At 38.0% G+C, this 24,595-nt stretch carries 19 protein-coding genes; 3 read left to right on the forward strand and 16 right to left on the reverse strand.

What is annotated here, in order from left to right:
- Positions 1 to 69: 69 nt before the first annotated feature.
- On the forward strand, positions 70 to 654 hold the full coding sequence (locus BUA97_RS01870) for an IS1096 element passenger TnpR family protein (RefSeq protein WP_072996165.1): 585 nt from the start codon (positions 70 to 72) through the stop codon (positions 652 to 654).
- 106 nt (positions 655 to 760) lie between these two features.
- Positions 761 to 2,104 (forward strand): alpha-amylase family glycosyl hydrolase, encoded by a 1,344-nt coding sequence (locus BUA97_RS01875; protein WP_072996166.1) that lies wholly within the window; start codon positions 761 to 763, stop codon positions 2,102 to 2,104.
- Positions 2,105 to 2,203: 99 nt separating this feature from the next.
- Here the strand turns inward: BUA97_RS01875 and BUA97_RS01880 are convergent, their stop codons facing one another.
- Together BUA97_RS01880 and BUA97_RS01885 are read right to left on the reverse strand one after the other, a co-directional pair.
- Positions 2,204 to 2,854 carry an NAD(P)-dependent oxidoreductase gene (locus BUA97_RS01880; protein ID WP_072996167.1) on the reverse strand — a complete coding sequence of 217 codons (651 nt, stop codon included), beginning with the start codon at positions 2,852 to 2,854 and terminating at the stop codon, positions 2,204 to 2,206.
- Positions 2,855 to 2,910: 56 nt separating this feature from the next.
- The gene (locus BUA97_RS01885) at positions 2,911 to 3,321 is read right to left on the reverse strand and encodes an Rrf2 family transcriptional regulator (RefSeq protein ID WP_072996168.1); all 411 of its coding nucleotides are present in this window, start codon (positions 3,319 to 3,321) and stop codon (positions 2,911 to 2,913) included.
- 124 nt (positions 3,322 to 3,445) lie between these two features.
- Between BUA97_RS01885 and BUA97_RS01890 the strand changes: the two genes are divergently transcribed.
- Entirely contained in the window at positions 3,446 to 4,111 is a 666-nt protein-coding gene (locus tag BUA97_RS01890; protein WP_072996169.1) for a head GIN domain-containing protein, read from the forward strand.
- A gap of 48 nt (positions 4,112 to 4,159) precedes the next feature.
- Here the strand turns inward: BUA97_RS01890 and BUA97_RS01895 are convergent, their stop codons facing one another.
- The 14 genes from BUA97_RS01895 to BUA97_RS01960 all read right to left on the reverse strand — a co-directional run bounded on the left by BUA97_RS01895 (position 4,160) and on the right by BUA97_RS01960 (position 24,593).
- Positions 4,160 to 5,188 carry a LacI family DNA-binding transcriptional regulator gene (locus BUA97_RS01895; protein WP_072996170.1) on the reverse strand — a complete coding sequence of 343 codons (1,029 nt, stop codon included), beginning with the start codon at positions 5,186 to 5,188 and terminating at the stop codon, positions 4,160 to 4,162.
- A 179-nt stretch (positions 5,189 to 5,367) separates the two neighbouring features.
- Positions 5,368 to 8,004 (reverse strand): pectinesterase family protein, encoded by a 2,637-nt coding sequence (locus BUA97_RS01900; RefSeq protein WP_072996171.1) that lies wholly within the window; start codon positions 8,002 to 8,004, stop codon positions 5,368 to 5,370.
- Positions 8,005 to 8,044: 40 nt separating this feature from the next.
- The gene (locus BUA97_RS01905; RefSeq protein ID WP_084081234.1) at positions 8,045 to 9,352 is read right to left on the reverse strand and encodes a pectate lyase family protein; all 1,308 of its coding nucleotides are present in this window, start codon (positions 9,350 to 9,352) and stop codon (positions 8,045 to 8,047) included.
- 175 nt (positions 9,353 to 9,527) lie between these two features.
- Positions 9,528 to 10,310 carry a T9SS type A sorting domain-containing protein gene (locus BUA97_RS01910; RefSeq protein ID WP_072996173.1) on the reverse strand — a complete coding sequence of 261 codons (783 nt, stop codon included), beginning with the start codon at positions 10,308 to 10,310 and terminating at the stop codon, positions 9,528 to 9,530.
- 395 nt (positions 10,311 to 10,705) lie between these two features.
- The gene (locus tag BUA97_RS01915) at positions 10,706 to 11,497 is read right to left on the reverse strand and encodes a T9SS type A sorting domain-containing protein (RefSeq protein WP_072996174.1); all 792 of its coding nucleotides are present in this window, start codon (positions 11,495 to 11,497) and stop codon (positions 10,706 to 10,708) included.
- 351 nt (positions 11,498 to 11,848) lie between these two features.
- Entirely contained in the window at positions 11,849 to 12,820 is a 972-nt protein-coding gene (locus BUA97_RS01920) for a pectinesterase family protein (protein WP_072996175.1), read from the reverse strand.
- A 4-nt stretch (positions 12,821 to 12,824) separates the two neighbouring features.
- Positions 12,825 to 13,769 carry an alpha/beta hydrolase gene (locus BUA97_RS01925; RefSeq protein ID WP_072996176.1) on the reverse strand — a complete coding sequence of 315 codons (945 nt, stop codon included), beginning with the start codon at positions 13,767 to 13,769 and terminating at the stop codon, positions 12,825 to 12,827.
- Between the two features lie 24 nt (positions 13,770 to 13,793).
- Positions 13,794 to 15,461 (reverse strand): glycoside hydrolase family 28 protein, encoded by a 1,668-nt coding sequence (locus tag BUA97_RS01930; RefSeq protein ID WP_072996177.1) that lies wholly within the window; start codon positions 15,459 to 15,461, stop codon positions 13,794 to 13,796.
- A gap of 103 nt (positions 15,462 to 15,564) precedes the next feature.
- On the reverse strand, positions 15,565 to 16,398 hold the full coding sequence (locus BUA97_RS01935) for a rhamnogalacturonan acetylesterase (RefSeq protein ID WP_072996178.1): 834 nt from the start codon (positions 16,396 to 16,398) through the stop codon (positions 15,565 to 15,567).
- A gap of 40 nt (positions 16,399 to 16,438) precedes the next feature.
- A complete protein-coding gene (locus BUA97_RS01940) occupies positions 16,439 to 17,683 on the reverse strand; it encodes a glycoside hydrolase family 88/105 protein (protein ID WP_072996179.1) in 1,245 nt (414 codons plus the stop codon).
- Between the two features lie 131 nt (positions 17,684 to 17,814).
- The gene (locus tag BUA97_RS01945) at positions 17,815 to 18,813 is read right to left on the reverse strand and encodes a DUF4861 family protein (RefSeq protein WP_072996180.1); all 999 of its coding nucleotides are present in this window, start codon (positions 18,811 to 18,813) and stop codon (positions 17,815 to 17,817) included.
- A gap of 37 nt (positions 18,814 to 18,850) precedes the next feature.
- Complete coding sequence (locus tag BUA97_RS01950; RefSeq protein WP_072997174.1) at positions 18,851 to 19,867, reverse strand: pectinesterase family protein; 1,017 nt, start codon at positions 19,865 to 19,867, stop codon at positions 18,851 to 18,853.
- 117 nt (positions 19,868 to 19,984) lie between these two features.
- Complete coding sequence (locus tag BUA97_RS01955; RefSeq protein ID WP_072996181.1) at positions 19,985 to 22,543, reverse strand: pectate lyase family protein; 2,559 nt, start codon at positions 22,541 to 22,543, stop codon at positions 19,985 to 19,987.
- Positions 22,544 to 22,772: 229 nt separating this feature from the next.
- Positions 22,773 to 24,593 carry a RagB/SusD family nutrient uptake outer membrane protein gene (locus BUA97_RS01960; RefSeq protein WP_072996182.1) on the reverse strand — a complete coding sequence of 607 codons (1,821 nt, stop codon included), beginning with the start codon at positions 24,591 to 24,593 and terminating at the stop codon, positions 22,773 to 22,775.
- Positions 24,594 to 24,595: the final 2 nt, after the last annotated feature.

Here is a 24,595-nt window from a genome sequence, read left to right on the forward strand (position 1 = left end):
TTCCGAAATTTCATTTGTTTTATATTTGCAACATTAAGTCATAACAATAAAGTTAAAGTAAAAACAATAATGGTTTATAAGATAAGAGTAATTCTAGACGCCAAAGAAACAATCTTCCGGGACATCGAGATCAAAGACAAGCAAACACTTTGGAATCTGCATCTGGGTATCAAAAGTGCGTTCAGCTTACCAGGAGAGGAGTTGTCATCTTTTTATTTTTCTGATGATGAATGGAGCGAAGGTCGCGCAGTGCCTTTGGAAGATATGAGCGATGAAGGTGACGGAGAAATCATGTCGGATATTTACCTTAATGAAGGTTTCCCTGCAGTCGGGGAAAAAATGAGGTTTCAGTATGGCTTCATCGACCTTTGGGAATTTTTCTGCGAATTGCTGGAAATAATTGACGAAAAACCTGCGGTCAATTATCCTATCACAGTTTACAGATTTGGGAATGTTCCCTTGAAGGCGCCCACCAAAAGCAGTTCTTCTAACGGGAAAAGCAAAAATTCTGTAATGCCTTTACTGGATGAGGATTTTGATGATTTCGACGCCGACTTCAAAGAAAGCAGCTTCGATGATGAAGATGACGATTTTGTAGACGATGAAGAAGAAACTGGATACAACGACGTCTTCGAAGAAGATGATGAAGATTAATCCAATTTTATACAAATATTAACAAGCCTGGTTTTCCGGGCTTTTTTATTTTTATTACATTTACAGGATAGACAAAGAGAATTCACAAAACCTAAGAGAAATTAGAATGAAAAAACTGATTCTTATTCCGGCCATCGCCACTTTATTATTATCCTGTAAAACCCAGAATCAAGCTATGGAACTACCACAAGAATGGAAACACACGACCAATATTTATGAAGTCAACGTAAGACAATACACATCGGAAGGCACTTTTGCAGCCTTCGAAAAACACTTGCCAAGACTAAAAAAAATGGGTGTGAAAACATTGTGGTTTATGCCTATCACGCCGATTGCACAACTCAATAAGAAAGGAAGCTTGGGAAGTCCGTATGCTGCATATGATTATACCAGTATCAACCCGGAATTCGGAACGCTGGAGAATTTTAAGCACCTGGTGGACGAAGCGCATAAAATGGGTTTTAAGGTCATCATCGACTGGGTTGCCAATCACACAGGCTGGGATCACGTCTGGACGAAATCTCATCCGGAGTGGTTTCTCAAAGATGCAGACGGAAGTTTCCATAAAGCAAGCGGCATGGACGATATCATCGAGCTGGATTATACAAACAAAGAAATGCGCCTGGCAATGATAGAAGCCATGAAATATTGGGTAAAAGAAACCAATATCGACGGATTCCGATGTGATCTTGCAAGCTGGGTAGAAGTAGATTTCTGGCAACAGGCAAGACCTGAAGTTGAGAAGCTGAAACCACTTTTCTTTCTTGGCGAATTTGATGAGCTGGAGAATCCGGATTACGGAAAAGTGTTTGATGCCAGCTACAGCTGGAAATGGATGCATCTTTCTCAGGATTTTTACCAGAAAAACCTGCCACTCTCTGATTTGAAAAATCTTCTGGAACAATATTCCAAAATCGGAGATAACTCCATGCGCGCCTGGTTCACAACTAATCACGATGAAAACTCCTGGAACGGAACGGAGTATGAAAAATACGGAGATTCTGCACCTGCTTTGGCTGTCTTCTCAGCAACATGGAATGGCGTTCCACTACTCTATTCCGGGCAGGAATTACCTCTGAAAACCAAGCGTCTGGAATTCTTCGAGAAGGATCCGATTCCGTGGACTGGAAAATATGAACTGGAAAATTTTTACAAAACATTACTGAATCTGAAATCTGAGAATCCTGCTCTCAGAGGTGGCGATCCTGCCGTTACAACATATTGGGTCAATACCACTTCCAATGACAAAGTCTTGGCTTACCTCAGAAAAAACGGAGAGCGCGAAGTTTTGGTTTTAATTAATACAAGTAAGGATTCTGTGAATTTCAAAATTGAAGACGAGAATGCTGTCGGGAACTACAAGAATGTTTTTACGAATAATAAATCCGAATTAATCAAAGGTTCTGACATGAATCTCCCCGCTTACGGATATGTGGTTTATGAGAAATAGTTTTTAGACTTGATAAAATAAATAGATTTTTGTTTATTGTCAAAAGTATAAAACCCTTTCAAAAGTTTTGAAAGGGTTTCGTTATTAATAATTCGAAAATTAATAAGCTGCTGTAAAGCGTTTCTTTACAAATTTGTTTTGCTCCAGCTCGTCCACTAATGCGACGGCCACATCTTCCACAGAAAGAAGGCTTCTTCCGCTTTCATCAAAAACAGGATTTTCCAAAGCAGTTCTGTAAGTTCCTTTTCTGACACCAGCTGTTCCCGGATGCATCTCGATTGCCGGAGAGAAAAATGTCCAGTCTAGTGTTTCGTTATGTTTGATCTCGTTCAGGTAATCTCTTGCTGCCAAAGCGCCAGGTTTGATATCTGCCGGAAAATCCGGACTGTCAACCAGCTGATTTCCATCGATGAACAAGCTGCCTGCACCACCGACTGTAATGAATCTCTTCACACCGGATTTTTCAACTGCTTTTTCAATATTTCTTGAACCATTTAAAAAATCATCATAAAGATTTGGGTTGGTCCATCCTGCATTGAAGGTATTGATAACTGCATCACTTCCTTCAAGAACTTTTGATAATTCTTCAACATTGTTCACATCTGCGTTGATTGCAGTCACATTATTCTTAACTGTAACCTTTGAGCTGTCTCTTGCAATAGCATTCACTGCATAACCTCTGTTTGACAATTCGTTTACCAACTGTTTCCCAACGAAGCCTGTTGCTCCGATTACTGATATTTTTTTCATAATCTAAAAATTTTATTAATTGTAATATATTTTGTTACATTTTATGATAAAAAAATTTAATTGAACTCTTTTGCGAAATCCGATAACTTTTTATTCTTCAGAAACTGTAAAACCAAATCATCCGTTTCCCTGAAGAGGAATTCAAGATTCTTGTTAATACCCTTTCCGACAATACAAAGCGGATTTGGATTTTGATTTTTTTTACCCAGCACTTCTGTGTTTTTTACAGCCTGATAAATTTCAGAAATACTAATCTGATCCGGATTTCTGGCAATTCTTACACCACCTTCTTTTCCTTTGCGGCTTTCAATTAAATCTGATTTTTTAAGATGGATCAATTCTTTACGGACAACCACGGGATTGACATTCACACTTCCGGCAATCCAGTCTGATGTTAGCCATTCCTGCTGATCCTGAGCAAGAAGTGTCATAATATGTATTGCTGTCGCAAATCTCGTATTGTTCATAACGGTGCAAATCTAGATAAAAAAACTAATTGTAACAAATTTAATTACAATTAAAATTAAATTTAACATTATGCTAACATAAATTGGTTTTAATTTTGTAACTCCATTAAAAAATTTTAGAAAAATGAAGAATGTAATATTAGCGGCATCTGTATTTTTGGTTTCTCAATATTCATTTGCTCAAAGTCAAACGGTAGCAGCCTTCTCATCATTAAAGGTATTTGATAAAATCCCTGTTCAGCTGGTATCCTCTTCTTCTTACAAAGCAGAAGTTACAGGAGCAAAAGCGGATGATGTAGAATTCGTAAATTCCGGAAATGAGCTGAAAATCCGAATGAAAACCTTAAAGCTAATGCAGGGTGATGATGTAAAAGTTGTACTTTATTATAAAGATATCAGCAGTATACAGGCCAGTCAGGGTGCAGTTGTAACATCAGGTGATAATGTAAAAGCATCAAAACTGGAAGTGACTTCCAACGAAGGTTCACAGATTGATCTGAATGTTGACGCCAGTGTAGTAGATGGAAAAGTAAACACAGGCGGTATCCTTAGACTTTCAGGTGAAGCCGATTCTCAGTCGGTGGTTGTAAATACCGGCGGTCAATATGACGGTCAAAATCTGAAGACAGACATCACCAGCATCACTACGAATGCCGGCGGACAAGCTTCGGTTTTCGCCGCAAAAGCTGTTGATGCAACTACCAGAGCAGGTGGTGTTATCGATATATATGGTAATCCCCCTTCCAAAAATGATAAAAAAGTAGTGGGCGGAAAAATTAATTATAAATAGATTCTGTAAACAGTAAAAATGACAACTCCCGAAAATTCGGGAGTTGTTTTATTTTCTCTTGGATGATTGTCTGATATACAACGTGGGCGTGAGAACCAGTTTCTTTTCAATAGTAATACCGGAAGAATTGTCTTTGATACTTTCTAAAAAAACATTACCGGATATTTTTCCCATCAGGACAGGTGTTTGATCAACAGAACTGATAGAAAGTTCCATAAACTGCGTAAACGGCTCGTTACTGAATCCTATAACACCAATATCCTGAGGCATTTTCAGTTTCAGGTTCTTTATTTCCTTACAGGCACCAAGGGCAGTAAAATCACTGGCAGAGAAAATTGCATCCGGTTTTATTTTTCGCTTCCAGATAGCTTTCATGGCACTGATTCCTTCTTCGATCGAGCTTCCGGTGTTGATGATATTGTCTTTGATAACAGGCATCTTGTAAGCAGTCAGGGCATCCATATAACCGTTCAGACGATTCTGATAAATTTCCAGATTCTGATCTCCTGAAAAATGGTAGATATTTTTATAGCCTTGTTGTATGAGATGTTCAGTCGCAGCGTAAGCACCTTTGTGGTCATCAATGGTAATGGTACTGATACCGGGGATATCTTTTTTCCTGTCGAAGAATATAATCGGCGTATTCGTAGTTGTAAGAATTTTTTTAACATATTCCATATCAGATGTGTTTCTGGAGATGGAAATGAAAATACAGTCCACCTGAGTATGCAAAAGTGTATTCAGCTGTTTTTTTTCAATAGCCGCATCATCATGACTCTGGCAGATGATAACTCGGTAACCATGCGGAGACAGTTCTTCCTCTAATCCTCTGATGACCGATGAAAAGAAATTGGTGTTAATATAAGGAACGATAACGCCTACAGTCTTTGTTTCACCGCTTTTAAGTGCTTTGGCAAGATTGTTTTGCTTATAGTTCATTTCTTTGGCGGTTGCCATCACGAGTTCCTTGGTTTCCTGACTGATTCGCGGATGATTGTTTAGCGCTCTGGAGACAGTCGCTACACTCACATTCAGTTTTTTTGAAATGTCATATATGGTCGTGTTTTTTTTCGTCATATATCCTTTTATGAATATTTGTATTGTTTGAATGTAAATATATAAATAATACCTGTCACAACTGCTTTCAGAGCCAAAATCTTTTGATTTCCTACTCAGTTAACGCCCGTCCGAAATTATTTTTTTTAAATAAGCCGTTCAAAATAAAAAGGAACGGCTTATTTTATAATTCCAAATTTTTATTTTTTGATCAGTTTTCCGTTGATCTGACGAGAGTCTGTTTTCAATGAGTAAAAATAAATACCCGGTTTCAAATCGTTTCCGTCAATCACCAATTCGTTATTGCCTGATTTCTGATTTGATTTCTCAATACTTTTCACAATTCTTCCATTCATATCATAAATGCTGACGCTGATATCATAGTTTGATTTCAGATGGTAAGAAATTTTTACCTGATCCGCAAATGGATTTGGATAAACTAAAGCCTGACCTTTCCCGAAATTATTAACGGCAAGTGTCCCAAAATCAATATTGACAGAACTTTCCGGCATCCAGTCGAAAACAAATGAAGGATCTGTTTCTTTTTTAAAGACATTGGCAATGGTATAGATCTGCGATTCATTTTCCGTAAGAACGGTGCCTCCGTTTGCCCGCTGGGTCAACCTGTCCGGTGTAGCACCTGCACCTGTATTGCCATATTCTGCAAAGATTACAGGAAGTGTGCCGTTGATAGGCGTTGTCCATCCTGTAGGATTAAGTATAGAAGGTGTTTCGCATCTGATGAATACCGATTTCGGAACATTCTGCCAGGCTCTTCCAAAATGGAAATTATTGATAACTGTTCCGTTAAAATCCATTGTTCCGGCAGCAGGAACCGTGAGGTTACAATCCAAAAATACAAACCCGAATTTCGTAGTAGCCTCTGTTGAAGGTGCGGTTACAACACTGTTATTCCTGTTGATATAAGTTGTACAGTGATCGAAAATAACCGTCTGTCGTCCAAAAATAAAATCAACATTGCCTTCTATATAGCAATTTTTGAAATAAGCACGTCCAATGCTGTTACCAAGATAAGTATCCTGATAACCAACGATTTTGCAGTCATAAAAAGACTGACGGTCACCCTGTGTTTTCAGTGCAACAGCCTGTGTTGATGAATTGATTTGTGTATTGGCTGTAGAATTGACAAAAGTATTGGCTACTGTTATTTTGGAAGCTGTGAAATCGCTGCCGAAAATTGCCATTGTTTGCGAGTTAGAAGTTCCGTAAGCCTGTCCTGTATCAGGATTAATGGCTCCTGCAGAGATGTTATTTGTAATTATAGTTGTACCGGCATCATCTCCGATCAAAAATACATTGGTTTTATTCTGATTCAATGTCGGTCTTTCTGTATAAGTTCCCGGTTTGATATGGATGATCCATCTGCCTGTGTAAAAATCCGGAACAGCGTCGAAAGCTGCCTGTACAGTTGTATAATCTCCGGAACCATCTTTCGCTATCGTTTTTAAAACATCAGGATCTGTAACTTTAGTGGTTACTGTAGCCTGGGTTCCGTAAGTTGTTCCTGCAGAGTTGGTTGCAAATGTTTTTACATAGTACAATGTAGCAGGATTGACGCCATAAGCATATGAAGAAAAAGAACCGGTTCCTGTTCCGCTGGGTACTTTTGTCGCACTTCCGATAGCTGGATCAGGTGTTGTGGAATATACAATTCCTCTTTCAGTAACATCCGCACCGCCCCAGTCTGTCACGTTGCCAGAAATCACAAATGATTTATTTGTTACCTGAGACTGAGAAACAGTTGTAACAGACGGGGCAACAATATTTGTGAGAGTGGTAAAGCTTTCCTGATTTCCATATGATGTACCCGCAGAATTGGTTGCATAAGCACGGACATAATAAGTCGTTCCCGGAAGCAATCCTGTCAAATTACTGATAAAAGGTCCTGAAGCTACATCTTCCGTAGTTTTTGAATCTGAAATAGTTGGATTTTGATTGGTACTCCAGACCACTCCACTATTAGTAACGATTCCGCCGCCATTGCTGGAAATAGTTCCTCCGGAAGTTGCTTTAGTTGTAGAAATTTTAGAAACCGTTGTTGTAGACACTGTGGCAGGGTTTGCAACTGCACCTTCCATAGTTCCGGATATTTTTATATTTCTGAGACCAAATTGCTTATTAGTCGCGCTGGAAGCAAGGTAAGGATAAAATCTGACATACAGTTTTTGGCTACCTGTGAGAACGACTGCCGAAGATAAATTAACATTAAGAGCAGAAGAACCATTGTTCGGGAGCTTGGTGGCAGTCTGAATCTGAACCGGACTTGAAAAATCCGAATTCAAACTGTAAAAAGCCTGATAGTACATATTTCCAGTTCCTGCAGCTCCCACCAGCCCCTGAATCTTATCAATGGTAAAAGTTCCGCCGTTAGTCGGATTTACATCTACTTGAAGATAAACTGCAGAATTGAAGACATTGATATCACCTGTTCCGGTCCAGCTGTTATTACTACTTGTACCCTGCCAGAAAACAGTGTTACTGTCGGTAACAGAATCACCTGTAAAATCAATTTTTGTATTGACCTGATAAGAAACACTTGCAGAAGGATAGCTGAAACTCGACTCCAGATTGCCCTCTAAAGATTTTGTAGTAATATCTGTAATAAAGGGCCATGTTACTGATGCTGGAGTGGACTCGAACAGTGATTTTTCACATGTATTGATCTCTGATTTAACAGTTTGCAGATGATCACTTTTTTCAGTTTCAGCTAATGATTTTTCATTATTAGAATCCGAAAAATTGGATACAGATTTTCCGATTCCAAAAAGCGTGAGTGTACTAAAAAGCACAACAGGCAAAAGAAGATTTTTTTTCATGGGACAATTTTGTTTAGTTTGAAAAAAATTAATTGAATTCTTAATTAATAATTACTTTTTGTGTGAAGAAATCAGTATCTGTTTTCACTTGAAAGAATTTCACACCCTTAGTAAGTTTTTTTATAGAAATTGAATTAATAGTGTTGATACCTTTTTTCAGGTCTCCTTCATAAATTACACCCTCAGTTTTTCCAGAAATATCAGTTACAGTAATTCTTATAGTTTTATTATCATTAGAAATGGTTTTAAAAGAAATCTTATCAGAAGCTGGAACCGGATAAAAAACAGAACTAGATTGTAAGTTCTGCTTCACTTCATTAGCGGATAAAAAAAGACAGTCTGTCGGTTGCAAAAGCACTGCCCCGGCACCACTCATGACCGTTTGTTTTACATCCTGAGACGGAATTCTTGAGACAGGATAAGGTGGCGTAAACGCAGTGCCGGAACCAACCGAAGTTCCAGTTACTCCAACAAATGTGTTATCAACGGACTGAGCTGCTGTAAAAGTTCCGTTTTCTAATCTGATAGGATTTTTGACACCATCAAAATAATTGGCCTCGATCAAGATATCTGCTTTGTAACCGGCATAGATGCAGTAGTTGTTTCCTGTACTGCTGAAATAATTGTTCAGAAGATGCACTTTTCCGTATCTCACTCTGGGCATTCTTTCTCTCACACCAGCACCCCACCAGCAATATTGCATCGTGATTCTCAATTTTCCCTGGTCCTGTGTATCGCTGTCTGATGATCCGAAGAGATTAGAAAATCTATGATCATTCGAACCACCTGAACCGCCAGAAATAGGAGGTTTTAGATATTCAAATTTCGTCCAGGAAATCGTGATGAGATCTGAAGCATTTTTGATATCCAGATTCCCATCCAGCGCATCCTGAAAAGTACAATGGTCAACCCAGATATTGGTACAGTTGTCAATGGTGAGATTATCGTTTCCATCGACATCATATGCACCCGGACCTTCAAAAGTGATATTTTTAATAAGGACGTTTGAGCTATTCTTCAGGGTCAGGATTCCCGATCCGCCAGAAGTAAGATCCGTAGATATCAATCGTGCTCCGGCTAATCCCAGAATAGATTTCCCGCTCTGATTATTGAGGGTAAGACGTCCCGAGGCTGGAAAAGTAATTTGTCCAGAGACATAAATCACTTTCACTGATGTTGTGTTGACTGCAGTCCTTAATTCTGCATAGGTTGTTACTATTGTCGGAGTGGCATTGCCGCCGCCTGTAACACCATTGGTAGAAGCCCACCCGGAAACGGCACACTGGGCATTGATCTGACTTAGCATTGACGTTAGCAATACTGTGCAAATTAGAACTATCTTTTTCATTATAATAATACTAATAACTTTTAATAAATTATATAATCTTGATTACCAATCACTTAAAAAATTCAAAAAGAAAAAAAGGTAAAAAAAAGGTTTGATAAAACATGTTTCATCAAACCTTATTAATGAAAAATTTAATTCATAAATTTTTTACCGGGTATTTCTTTTGCTGTAAAAATTACTTCAATAAAACTTTTACAGACTTTTCTCCCGCTTCAGATTTCAGGTTAACGAAATAAACACCTTTAGCATTCACTTCGAAGTTAGAATCAGCAGAGATGTTTGCAGATCTCACCAAAGATCCGTTTGCAGACAAGATACTAACCTGTGTGTTTTTCGCATCCAGATTGGAAACATAAACTTTGTTACCGCTGGAAAAGACATTGGCTTTCAGTTCTTTTTTCACATCGTTTACACCAAGCACAGTAGTTCCAACATTAGCAGCCGTAATTTTATAGATATTCAGAGACTGATCGCCATAGATGTAGATATTAGCCGCCGGTCCTACATATTCGTATGTGAAAATAATTCCATCCTGGGAATTAGAATAAGTCTTAGATGTTAAAATTGCTGTTCCGGTTCCGATATATAATGTACGGTCTCCGCCTCCACCGTTTTTGTACCAGATTTTAATGGTTGAGTTTCCGTTTGTTTTAAAATATATATAACGTTGTGTAGGTGTTGTATTAACACCGGTGGATGTAAAACCGCCTCCGTTCAATTTGAAACGTTTTGATGCAGTATAACCATCTTCAAAAGTTGCAGAGTTTGCTTCGACCTGAGCAAAGTTGACTACGCTTGGAGGGCCAGGAACAAGCGCAATGTTGTTTTTAACTGTTGCAACAGTTTCCCCGGCTATCACCGGCCAGGCAGCAGATGAAAAATCCCAGGTTGTCTGAGCTTTGAAATTATTAACAGAAGCAATAACCGAGATTGCCAAAATAAGTAATGATTTTTTCATGATAAAATAATTTATTAATGTTGTTTAAATTTAATGCAATCGATTACACAAAACAATGTGATTTTTCGCTGGTTCTAATATAAAATTATTATTCAATTGAAAAATAATTTTTAATAATTTTACATTAATTTTTTATTAACAACAATAAAAACCTTTTATTTATAGTACTTTCAGGAATATAAAATAAAAAAAATCTGATTTCATTTTTATAAAAAAATTGATTTTTTAACAAAAAATATGTGCAATCGTTTAACTAAATTTTACCGAAAAACCTTCTAATTTGTCCAAATTTAAATTTTCCCATAAAAAAACAATTATGAATTTTCATCAAAAAACCCAAGCAATTACTGCAAGGGTTCTTCTTAAAAAAAATATAAAAAAAAATTTACTTTAGTTTATCTCATCATTACCTTCACAGACTTTTCTCCTGCAACAGATTTCAAATTCACAATGTAGATTCCTTTTGCAGCAATATCAAAACTCATGTCAGAAGCCGTTTTCAATGTTTTTACCAATGATCCGTTAGCTGAATAAACATCAACCTGAGTATTGATGGAATCCAACCCTGAAAGAAAAATCCTATTTCCACTGGAAAAGACTTTTGCCTGGATATTTGACTTTATATCATTTGCAGCCATTGTTGCACCGTCGATGTATTCAATCTTATAAAGACTGTTATCTCCCGCTCCTGTAGAAATCAGAATTGTTCCTGCGCTACCGGTGTAAGAATATTCGAATGTCGGAAGATCCGTATTGGCATTGCTTGCAAAAGGAAAAGATTTCAGGACTTTACCGGCACCATCAGAGATAAGTAAGGATCTGTTCGCACCGCCGCCTCTGGCCCATAACTTTATTGTACCGGCGCCAGGAACAGAAAATTTCACATAACGTCTTGTTGGCATGGAAGTAACGCCTTCCGCAGGATTATCGCTTCCCGCATAGCTATTACCACCAAACTGCAGCCGTTGCGTCGGAGCAAAAAGATCTGTAAAGGTAGCCAGATTGTTGGTAGCAATGGTTAGGTTACTCCCAACAGGCTCAAAGGTCAAGCCATCAATTGTAGTGGAAGAAGATATAGCTCCGGCTGTAAACTTAGAAGTATCACTGAAGTTCCATACTTTTGACTGGGCACTAACAGTTACTGCAGAAAAACCTGCAATCATCAAAGAGAATAATAGTTTTTTCATATTAAATGAGTTTATAATTGTTTTTATTATTTGCGCAATCGATTACACTATTTTATGTGATAAATCGATACTTCTAATATAAAATTATTTCTAAATCCTACAATAATTTTTAAAGTAATTTACAATAATGTCTCTTAATCATCATTAATATTAAATTAAAATTCCTTTAATACAGCATGCTTAAACACTAAATGAATGTTTAGATAAATTTTACTCATGTTTGCATCAAAGAGGACAATTTCATTGAATATAATTCAAAATACCAAGCAATCGATTGCATAAAAACACCCAAAAATTATACTTAAAAAAGTAATTACGAAAAATATACAAAAAGTCTGTTGTGCAACAATTCTATGGAACCCAGAAATCTGATCTGTTGAAAATCCTATCCAGTGTATAATTTTTAATATCTTTTTCTGACAGCTGATGAGACCACTCTACTCTTTTATCAGGATTAGCACCTTTTCCAGTACTATTAAACTCTCCACAGAACACTGTTTTTTCTTTATCAGGAAACATTTTATCGCCCTTCCAGGGATTCCATCCATCGGGTAAAATATGATTTTCCATTCTTGTATTGATAAAAACCGTTTTTGCAAATGGCCGCCAAGGCCGTCCAAGAAAAACATTGGCAATACCTTCTTTTGAAGTTAAATGACAATCCATAAAGACAAAACCGTAAGGATTTTCTTTACTTGTAGCCGCAGCAGTAATGTAAGAATCTGCCAGACTTCTGATTTCGCAATTTTTAAAAACTGCAGTCGCCTGTCCGAATATAAAATCCGTAGTTCCTTCTATATAACAGTTTTCATAGTATTGCCTGCTATGATCCCTCGCTGCGTACAGCGCATCCTGACAGCCTATAACTTTAGAATTCTTCATGATGAACCGATCACCTTCCACATGAAGTGAAACCGCCTGTCCCTGGTTACACGAAGAATTTTTGATAGTTACATTTGAAATTTTGATGTTATCACCCGCAACTAAACAAGTATAAGAATTAAAAGTGTTGAATTTTTCTTTGGTTGCAGAATTGAGTTTTCCGGAAAAATCATCATTGGTAATGATTGTATTTTCCTTACTCTCGCCTTCAATCGTAATCCAATGTTTTGAAGAGGGAATCACGACTTTTTCATTGTAAATTCCAGATTTAATCTTAATTAAAGCTTCGCCCGGACCTAAATCCCTAACCGAATTAATCGCACTCTGAATTGTATTGAAATCTTCCGAATTATCTTTAGCTACAGTAATCGTGATATAAGGCGATTGTGCCAAAGACAAAATCACGAACGAAAAACTTAGAAAAGAAAATAGTTTTTTCATAGGATTAATTTTTCAAAACTTTATCCAGAAAATCAACAGTATATCTCAAAGTTTCATCAAACCAAGGCTGAACCAGCCAAAATGAATGCGGAGAATCTTTGATTTCTTGAAATTCCGTCGGGATATTATAACTCTTCAATAACTTCATCATATCATTTCTTCCGGCGTGAAATCTCGGCTGAGAACTGTTAATAAACAATGTTGGCGGTGTATGTTTTCCAACATATTCCAAAGGAGAAGCTTGTTTCCAAATTTTAAAATCCTGCGATTTATTGACTCCAAACCAATAGGATGCATAAGAACCTTCCTCGGATTCGGGATGAATAAAAGAAACTATTCCATCAATATTCACAATTGCCCGGACTTTACTTTGAACACCGACTAAAGTCGCAAGTTGTGCACCGGCTGAATTCCCGCCAATCGCAATTTTCTTTTTGTCAAGATAAAATAACGTATTATTTCTTTTAAAAAACCTCAGCGCATCTTTGATATCGTCGACAGCTGCGGGATATTTTGCATCATCGCTCAGGCTATAATTAACCGCCATTACAACATAACCTTTCGAAGCCAATTCCTGAGCCAGAAACCTTTCATTATCCTTGCTCCCGGAAATCCAGCCGCCGCCATGAACGAGAATAATTCCAGGATATTTCTGCAAAGAATTCTCAGGATAATAGATATCCGCTAAAAGTGTTTTCCCTTTTCTGGATTTATACTCAATATCTTTTTTTACTTTAATATTCTTCGGAAATTCCAATTTCAGAGGTTGTATAAAGGGATATTTATTTTTCAGCTTTTCAAATGTAGATTCTATGGTATAAGGCTGGGCATTAGGCCTTTCAGCAGGCTGTGCAGAGATCTTCAAAACCGAAATCAAAACAATAGAAAAACGGATGAAAACATTCCGCAGATTACTATTGAGATTCAAATAATTTTTGGTTAGCTTCATCCGTTTTTAAGAAAAAATAAGAAATTATTTTACTGCATTCTTTGGGACATCTTTAGAGACATAAAGCTTGTCGGCTGACAATCCACTTGGCAATCTGACGGATTTGGTTTTATTTCCAACAATCTTTACCAAAAGGGTTTTTGAGGATTCCAGTGTCAGACCGGAGATATCAACATTCTTACTATTATAGATGGTTGCACCTGTTCCATCGGTATATTTTATTATTACGTTTTTCAATGTAATGCCGTCTGCATCCATGATTGTTAAAGCTTTTCTGGTGTCAAAGTGAGAATCTTTAATTACAATATTCTTAAGGTTCATTTCTGACAATCCGTTCAGAGACAAGGCTTCGTAGGAATTGGAAGCGGTAATATTTTTGAAGAAAACATTTCTGAAAACCGGTGTTTCTTCCGTCACAGGCATTTGTTTTTCAACGCTCTTTTCATCATCTGCATTCTGGTCTTCTTCAATAATTGGCGAATTCCCTTCATAAAACATATTGAAACCGATCACCTGAGCCGGGATTCCTGTCATATTTATATTGCTCATCCAGATATTTTCAACAATACCGCCTCTGCCTCTTGTTGTTTTGAAACGCAGACCAATATCCGTCCCTATAAACGTACAATCCGAAGCGTGAAGATTCCTCACTCCGCCTGACATTTCGCTTCCGATAACGATTCCGCCGTGCGCATGGTAAACTGTATTGTTCTTGATGATGACATTTTCTGTAGGGATTCCTCTGTCACGGCCGTCTTTATCTTTTCCGGATTTGATACAGATAGCATCGTCACCAACGTCAAAAGTGTTGTTATAGACCAAAACATTTTTACACGACTCCAGATCCAGACCGTCACCGTTCTGAGAATACCATGGATTCCTCACGGTGATATTTCTCAGGATCAAGTTGCTGGACATCAATGGATGGATATTCCACGCTGGCGAATTCTGGAATGTTGGTCCGTCCAGAAGAACTTTGTCACAATTGACCAGACTTACCATCACGGGACGCAGAAAATCTTTCACCTGTTCCAGTTCTGCCTTTGTTGTGAGCTTTTCGGGAATATTGAAGTTTGCAGTATTTTCGAATCCTTTTTTCGAGCTTTCGCTCGGAAACCAGATCTTCTTGTCCGCAGACAAAACACCTCCTTTTGACAACAGTTCTTTCCATTGTCCGTCGGTCATTTTTCCTTTTTTAACGTATCTCCAGGCATCGCCGTTTCCGTCAATCACACCTTTTCCTGTGATGGCAATATTATTCGCTCCTCTTGCAGAAAGAGGCGACTGGCACCGGATGGTGTTCAGGCCTTCGAAACTCACATCAACCAATGGATAATCATTAAAATCGCGACTGAACATCAGCAAAGCGCCATCTTCCAGATGCAGGTTGATATTATTTTTAAGAACAATTGGTCCGGTTAACCACATTCCTCTTGGAACCACAACTTTTCCACCACCTTTTTTAGATGTTTCATCAATAGCTTTTCGGAAAGCTTCTGTGTTTTTAACAATTCCTCCCGATACGGCTCCAAAATCTTTGATATTAACCGTCGTATTTGGAAATGATGTTTCTGCAACTGCCGGCATTTTAAATTCAACATTTTTATAAATATCAGAAATAGTTTGCGTAAAAACATTTCCTGAAATTAATGTTGCTAAACTCAACGTCAATATTTTGATTGATTTCTTCATTCTTATTTTATTTAATTTATTGATGTCTTTAATTAAGTCCCTGCCTTATCAGATTTTTTCTAAATCGCAAATCCGATTAATCATTGGGAAATTTAGTTAAAAGCTACTTTCTATTTACTATTTTTTTGAACTCATTATAGACCAGCTGAGCTACGGCTTTAGCACCTTCGGGCTGAAAATGGGTATCGTCTTTCTGACCTTTCGGATAAGCTTCAAATTTGCCTTCCGGAAGATTCATAAAATAATTGACTGTTACGAAATCCTTTCCTTTTTGTGTGAAAAATTCCCTGGAAAGCTTGTTCAGGTCAATAACATCGGTTTTTTGTTCCTGCCCGACTTCAAGCATGGCTTTAGCATACTCCGGATGACTGTCACCCAAAACACCGTCAGCCCAAGGATAATTTCTGGAAACTGGTGTCACCAAAACCGGCGTTGCTCCTTTTTCCCGAACCTGATGAATATACAATCTTAGATATTCCTTATAACCTGCAATATCCACATAACGGTCCACTTTTTTCGGCGATTCATCATTATGCCCAAACTGAATCAGAACCCAGTCTTTTGGTTTGAGATTTTCGAAAATATAACGCCATCTGCCTTCCTGAAAAAAAGTTCTTGTACTTCTTCCGCCTTTTGCTTTGTCGATGACGATTACATTTTTTGCAAGTGGAGAAGATTTTAAACTTATCAGACTGTCCGTAACAAAAAATGCCTGAAAAACGCCGCCCCAGCCTTGCTGCGGATAACGTTTTTCCTGATAATTATTTTCCAGTGTGTAGTCCGTAACCGTGGAATCTCCGGCTAGAAAAATATTGGTTGTCTTCTTATCTTTGGCAGGCTCAATAATTCTTTCTTTTTGATTATCCTGTTCTGTCTGGGCAAAAGTCAGTACAGAAGCTGCAAGAAACAACAAGACCGGAATGTTTTTGAATTTCATTATTATTTAATTATTTGATTAAAAGATAAATTCAAATGATCTATTTCTCCAGTTCCAGGCTTGCAAGGATGAACGGACCAGTTCCTTTCGGATCATTGGACCGGATTTCTTCATGGACATAATAATCGTATGTTCCGCTTCTGTAAGGTATGCCGCCTAAACCTGCAACTGCACAATTCTGATTCAGATTAACCGTTCCGTCCTTTTCTACGGTGATGAGATTTTTAAGGATTCCGTTGTAAGCTCTTTTAGCAACAGTGTTATAAGAATCTGGCAAATAACCTTTTCTGACAGCTTTTGCAAATGTATAAACAAACATGGATGAAGCTGAAGCTTCCAGATAATTTCCTTGTTCTCCACCTTTATCCAAAACCTGATACCAAAGCCCGGTTTTCCCATCCTGCACTTTCACCAACGCATCGGAATAAGACACTAGATAATTGATAAGTTTTTGTCTGCCAGGATGATCTGCAGGAAGAAAATCAAGGACATCGACTATTGCCATTCCATACCATCCCATTGCTCTTCCCCAGAAATTCGGGGAAAGACCAGTTTTTTTGTCGGCCCATTCCTGTTCTCTGCTTTCGTCCCAGCCGTGGTATAATAATCCGGTTTTTGGATCTACCATATGTTTCTGGACAATATCAAACTGATTGACAATATCATTGTAAGTTTTTTCTGCACTTACACCTGTGTCAAAAAGATTTGTGTAACTGGCATAAAAAGGCTGTCCCATATACAATCCGTCCAGCCACATCTGGTTCGGATAGATTTTCTTGTGCCAGAAACCACCTTCCGATGTTCTTGGATGAGCATCCAATTGCGAACGTAGCAGCTGAATCGCTTTCAGATATCTCTGTTCTTTCGTGACGGAATAAAGATAGATCAAAACATTTCCCGAGTTGAGCATATCAATATTATACTTCCTGATATCATATGTTTTTATCGTTCCATCTTCATTCACCAACTCATCTGCGTAGGCTTTGATGTAATCATAATATTCTGGTTTTCCGGTTTTCCTGTAGAGCTGTTCCGAGGCTTTCAGCACTAATCCGTTGGGATAGCTCCATTTTGGTGCTTTGAAAAAATCGAGCATCCAGGCTTCCGGGAAACGTTTCATTTCGGATTGCATCATTCTTTCTGACCAAGGTAATTTTGAAGAAATGGTTTTTATCTGTGTACTTGCAGGTTTTTCATTAGCTTCTGACTGCAATGGTTTCTGAGCACAAGAAAGTATTATTCCTAAAGCTAAAGCAGATAAACTTAATATTTTGATACCTTTCATTTGTTTCAATTTTAATTTTTCTTACAGATTATATTTCCAGCCGAATCGCATGCAGCCCGGCCTGAGCGGAGCTCATCCGCCAGAGGCGGATAGCGGGAACGGAGGACGGATAAAGCTGCCATAATTCTAATTTATAATTTATTTTCCTGGTCGAGCCGGTCTAATTTTTTTTCTAAATCCTGATAGAATTCGGTTTCAGTTCTGAAGCCACCAGGTTCCTGTGACCAGGCTCCCAGAAAATAATATGTTACATTTTTAGTTTTTTTAAAAACGACAGTATGTGTGGATTTTGTTTTAACATATTTATCAAAACTTTCGACGGGATAGAAAACGGCCATCCCGAGATTATCTTCTTTTTTTGCTAAAGTCTGCTGTCCGAAAGTCGCAACATAAGCCCATTTTTTATTTTTGCTCACCGCCTGTCTGACCGGAATATCTGGAAATGCAACGATACCTGTCGCCAATCCGGAAATCGGGCTGCTTAAGGATAAATCTACTTTTACAAATCGATCCCTGTTGAAAATCGTTAGCCTGGACTGCAAATCAACCGCATCTCCCCAGGTTTTCCAGTCTTTATAATCGATAACGGCGTAAGAATTATCTTTCTCATTGACCACTTTTGCAGTGGTTGACTTCACCGTTTTAAAAGTTTCTACAAAATCGTTCTGGTCATCGTATCTTCCGTATGAACCGATGCCAATGGTGCGACCGGATTTCAGGATATCCTGCCCCCAGGCCGCATCATGATGATAGGATTCGAAACCGTCCTGGCCAATATCCGGCAAAACCAAAGTATTTACTTTTTTTCCGAAGATATCGGTGGCATTTCGCCAATCGAGATATAACCTGTAACCAATCTGATTGTTTTCCAGACCGATTCCTTCGTAGCGGATGTATGATGAATGATCCGTATGCTCTGCAGGAATAGTGAGTCCGGTTACGTTTTCAAAAGTTCCGCCAAGGTATTTGTTTCCGTCCCATTTTCCGCCTTTTTTCACCGATAACTCGGCATAAGAAAATGGCACGTTTCCGTTGTTCCTGATTTTCTGAATGACATCTGTCTGTGCGGAACAACTGATGAAACTGATCAGGAGTCCGGAATAAACAGTTTTGAGGGTTATATTTTTCATTTTTACATTAGATTTAGAAATTAGATTAAATCAGCTTCTAATCATTTATTTTAAAATTCCAGTTATCACTTCCCGAAAGAATATTTTTTACTGAATATTCTTTGGCTTGCTTCTTTGATAATTGATGAGACCAGCTGACTCTCATCTTTGGATCTGATCCCACACCTTTGGAATTATATTCCGCATAATAAGTTGTTTTTTCAGCTTCTGGTTTTTTCCAGTTTTGCCAGCCTTCCGGCTTTATAATTTCAGACATATCTGTATTGATAAAAACCGTTTTTGCGAAGAGCCGCCAAGGTCTTCCCAGATAGACCGATTCTGATTTTGCATCGCCTTTGATTTTACAATTCATAAAGACAAAACCGAACCTGGTATTTTCCGGTGTAGAAGCTGCAGTAATAAAAGTGGCGTTTTCTTTGGCGTAGATTGTGCAATCCCTGAAAACCGCAGTTGCCGCTCCGAAGATAAAATCGGTTGTCCCTTCGATATAGCAGTTTTTAAAATAATGACGGATTTCTCTTTTTGGAGTCGGAACATCCTGCTCACCTTTCAAGTATAATGTATCCTGAAATCCAAGAAATCTGCAATTTTCGAAAATAGCTTTATCTCCTGTAATCAAAACAGCAACAGCCTGTCCGACTTTTCCTGCATCATTCTGAAATGTGATATTCTTTGCTGAAAAATTATCCGAAAAAATAAAAACCGTGGAAGAGCCGGTCGTTCCCATTTCTTTTCCTTCAGTATTTTTCTTTGATGCAAAATCATCATTGACAATAATGGTTTCTGCAAAACTTTCACCTTCAAAATAAATGGCACTTTTTGTTGCAGGAATTATAATTTTCTCTCTATAAACGCCTTTTCTGACAATAATTTTTGTTCTATCATTCCAGTTATTTCCTGCTGCATTCACCGCTTCCTGAATTGTTTTGAAATCTCCTTTCCCGTCTTTTGAAACTGTATAAATTTCTTCAGAATCATGAATAATGCTGAAAGAACTGTTACAAATCAAGACTAATATTGAAGAAAAAAACAATAAAAGAATGTTGGTTTTCATTGATATGGATTTTAAATAAATACAAGTTTTCACCCCATTCGGGATGAAAACCTGCATGAATTTAACAATTAAATAATGTGACCTGAAAACTACAGGCAGACATTAAGTTATGTAAGGTTATTTTTTGATAATTTTTTTAGTAACTGTTCCTTTATCAGTTGTAACAGAGATGATATAATTGCCAGCCGGAAGATGTTTCAGATCAAAAGAATCTGCTTTTCCATCAAGATTACTAACCAAAGAACCTGTAAAACTGTAAACTTTTACATTCAACACTTTTTCACCCGCCGTTTTGATTTTCAGATAATCAGAAACCGGATTCGGATAGATAGTTACCTGAGCTTTGCTGATGTCTGATGTTGACATCGTTGCATAAACCGTTTTGATATAATACAGGTTGGCTGTATCACCTTTTGTGATCGTGTGTTCACCAGCCGGAATATTGCTAATCGTTACAATACCATTAGCGGCTGTATAATTGGTGCCATCAAACTTCACCACTTTTGAGAAATCTGCATCGAAAACCAAAGTCAGAGTAGATCCTTCTGTAGTAGTATATTTGATATTGGTAGAAGATTCCATCTTGAAACGTTTTGTCAATGTCAATCCGTCATAAGATTGTGTACCATCTGTAGAATTCATGTTTCCTGTGATCGCATAGAAAGTGCTTACCTTTCCGGAAGTTGTAAAATTATGGATCAGACCGTCTGGCTCACCCGGATTGCCAGGGCCAATTTTAACAGTCCCGCTAATAGACGTTGCATTTCCTGTACCTACTGTTGTAACTGTATAATTTGTTGTCGCTGTTGGCGTTCCTGTAATGGTCACGGTTTTTGCTGTTGCATTTTTGGTAAATGAAAGTCCGTTAGCCGGAATTCCTGTGAGCACAACATCCGTTGCATCGCCACCCCATGTGAATACAATCGGAGCGATTGGCGAACCAGTTGCCACAGTCTGGTCTTTGTTTCCGGAAGTATTGACCAAAGTCTGTGTGCTTCCTTCTGCCTGGATGTAAACCATTGATGTTCCGTAATTGGTCAGAGCGCTTTTCAGACCCGGAATAACCGCATAAGATTTGTCATCAACCGCATTATCAAAAGTCCATTTGAAGTCGCCACCTTCTACTCTTCCTGAATATAATTTTACATTATCTCTTGCTGTTGCAGGATTTTCCACAGTCAGATTTTTAACATAAAGAGAAGCATCAGTATCGAAATTGTTATAAACATTATTTCCTTTAAAAGACTTAACAGAATTAGGAACAAGCTCGCCTCGTGTTGTTGCCACATAAGCATCAAAATCTATTGTAGAGCTGATTTTACCCGGGATATTATATAAAGGATTCGGGTCAGCATAAGCTACAAAACGCATTGAGTTGGTAGCTATGTCAGCATCCATTGTATTGTTAAATGCTTTGATCATACCGCCGTCTTCTCCTGAGAAAGTTCCCTGATTGCCAGGATCATTCTGCTGTTTGGAAGGACTCCAGACGTCTGTACCCTGAAGTGAAATCATCATAGGATTTTTGGAATTTCTGAAGTAATTTCCTTCCAAAAATAAAGACGAACCTTCTGTAGAACCTGAACCATATTTGGCAACGCCGTCAAAATAATTATTGTAAATGTGTGCCGAGTAATAACGTACTCTCGGATGTCTTGAATCTGAATGATCAAACCAGTTGTGATGGTAAGTTACATATAATCCTGTATTTGAACCTTCGCTAAGTCCTAAAAGACTTGCTTTTCCTGAGTCCCAAAAGTGATTGTAGGAATATGTTGCATAGGTCGTCCCTTTGTTATCCAGTGCGCCATCCCCTTTAATCTGATCTGCATCGCTTCCTGCATGGCCATAGAACAGATCATTATTATGAGCCCAGATATAGGAATTGTTCTGCTGCATCCCTATATTATCACCTTCGCCACTGTCACAGTTCATAAAACCGAGGTTTGCAATTTCAACATTAGTTGCATTTTTTATACGGATTCCCCATCCGTTTGCAACGGCATCATCGCCCACACCTTCTACAGTGATGTAGCTTTGGTCATTATTCTTATTTTCTACTACCAAATCACCGTTCTCCATATCAGTAAAGTCTGTTATATTCCCAACCAGACGGAAGATATATGGTCTCTTATCAATTCCTTTTTTGATTCCGGAAAAGATATTCTGGAAACCGACATAATTAGTTGTATTTCCGTTATTATTTGTAATTACATTGAAAGAAACTGTGTTTTTGCTTTTCTCAGTGATGTATAAAATAACGGCATTATCTTTTGGAGTTCCGTCGGCCTTGTAACCTCCCGGAACTCTTCCGCCATGAAATGCGAATCCGTTTCTGTCGTGTGGGAGAACAGTAAGAGAAGCTGTTGTAGCTCCTGTTCCTTCCACACCCAGAATCACGGGTTTTACTGTAATGGTGTAAGTTCCGGCTTTCAGCCCTAAAACATCAGCTCTGAAATAAGATCCGTAACTACGGATGAGATAATCATCAACCTGCTTGTTTACGACACCTTCGCCGGAATAGTAAACATTGTATCTGCTGGCGTTTTGTACCGGCTGCCATTTTACAAAAGCCGTTTCTATCCAGCCTTTCGATTCACTGAATGTAACAGACTGACCTGAAACCTGCATCATCGCAAATAACAGGAATAGATAAAGTAGTTTAAATTTTTTCATATAAATATTTAATGAATTTTAATGAGTTTTATACATTTAGAATTAGTGTTGATCATCAACGAACCTCTCATTAACTAATTTTAAATAATGTGTTTTCTTTCTTTGGAATTAGAGATGACAATCTCCTTAGATTCAGCTCTATCAGGATATAAAACCCTGATAGAGTGAGTCTTCAAAAAAAATTAAAAATATAATAACTTAAAAATTCCGGTTCAGAATTTTACTGTTTCTAATAACCATAATCTTGTGTCAGATTATAGTTAGATAATATAATATCGTTGTAGATAGGAAGTAGTTCTTTTCTGTTGGCTTCAAAATATTGTGCATAACCTTTCAGAGGATCATTGATATAAGTTGCATTCACCGCTACTCTCCAGTTGATAGTTTTATAACCTGATGGTGCTGTTCCTGGTGTTGGCGTATAAAACACATCTTCTCTACTGACACCAGCCGGAACATAAATATCTATCCCATTAAGCGTAGCCTGTGCCGTTTTTGTTTTATCATATGGTGAAACCTTATAATATAGTATAGAAGGAACATTGGCGTACTTGCCGGTACCGTTTAAGAAATTGGTAAGATTCTGTTTGGTTTCAGCGATTTTTGTTGCCAACAGATTCCAACGGATCAGGTCATATTTTCTTAGACCCTCGCCTCCAAACTCTAACAATCTTTCGTGAACGATATAATTGAAGAATCCTGTCTTGTCAGTCGGAATAGTTCCAGCCTGTCCAAGATTTCCAGCATAGGCTCTCTCTCTCACATCTCTGACAGCTTTGATGGCTTGTGCTGACGGACCATTATTCAATTCATTATCCGCTTCTGCAAACATGAGTAAAACATCTGAATAACGCAACAATGGCCAATCGATTCCCAGGTTTTGGGAAGTTCCCGTCACATTCGTCCATGATTTTCTGAATTTACCATCCGTCCACAAAGCACCTGTCAATAATTCTGAAAGATTATCATTATTAACTTTATTGACAGCAACGCTAAGATCTCTTCTCACATCATATTTGCTGAACTCGTAGAAGTAAACCGGTAGTGCAAGTACATTCCCACCTCCTTTCCAATTAGAGTTATCATCATGCTTCATCCCGTTAAAATAACCTATCTTACTGTCAGTTGCAGCATTACCTCCGAAAGCGCCTGCCGCAAAAATCACTTCTTTGGCAGCATCTTCCGAATTATCGTGCAATGCTCTGAACACTGCTTCAAAGTTTTGATTTAAGGAATGTTCTCCAGATGTCATAATATCTTTACATTCATCATAAGCGATCTTGTAATACACTTCGGAGTTAGAGCCTTTTGCCATAACTCTTGGATCTCTTCTCAAAGAATATCCGGCTCTTGCCAAAGCAATTCTTGCTCTCAGCCCTTTAACAGCAGCTTTTGTAATTCTTGTGTTAGAAGTATTGGCTTTTGATTTCCATGGAATAAGGTCAGCTGCTACTGCAAGGTCTGCAATGATCTTGTCATAGATAACATCTCTGTCAGTTTTCGGAAGGTAAACCGTTTCCAGATCAGAAGACGGAACCATCTGCATCGGAACATCGCCCCAGTTTTTGATAAGGTCATAGTAAAACTGCGCTCTCAGTGTCATAGCCTCTCCCAGATATCGATCCATCAAAGCTTTTTCAGCTGCAGAACCGGTTTTATAAACCGGCGAAAGCGGAATATTTTTGATACAAAGATTCGCTCTTTCTATCCCTGAATATAATTTTAAAAACGGTTTGTTCAAATCAGGATTGGAAGTACAGGCACCATAAGTGCTGATTCCTCTTCTGTCATTACAGTTAAAATCTCCTGATATTTTGAAATCGTCAGCCGACTGAGGATAATAAAGATTCAATCTTTGTCCGTAAGCATCGTCACCGATGATCTGGTTATATACACCAATCAATGCTGTGAATGTATCGGCTGTGCTGTCAAATTGCTGTGCCTCATTGGAACTGGAAATATTCTCCGGGTTAAGATAATCTTCACACGCTGTAAAAGTACTGAAGACAGCCAAACAACTTATTATATAAATTAATCTGTTAATTTTCATTT

The organism is Epilithonimonas mollis (genome assembly GCF_900142325.1).
In the GTDB taxonomy this organism is placed as follows: Bacteria; Bacteroidota; Bacteroidia; order Flavobacteriales; family Weeksellaceae; genus Epilithonimonas; species Epilithonimonas mollis.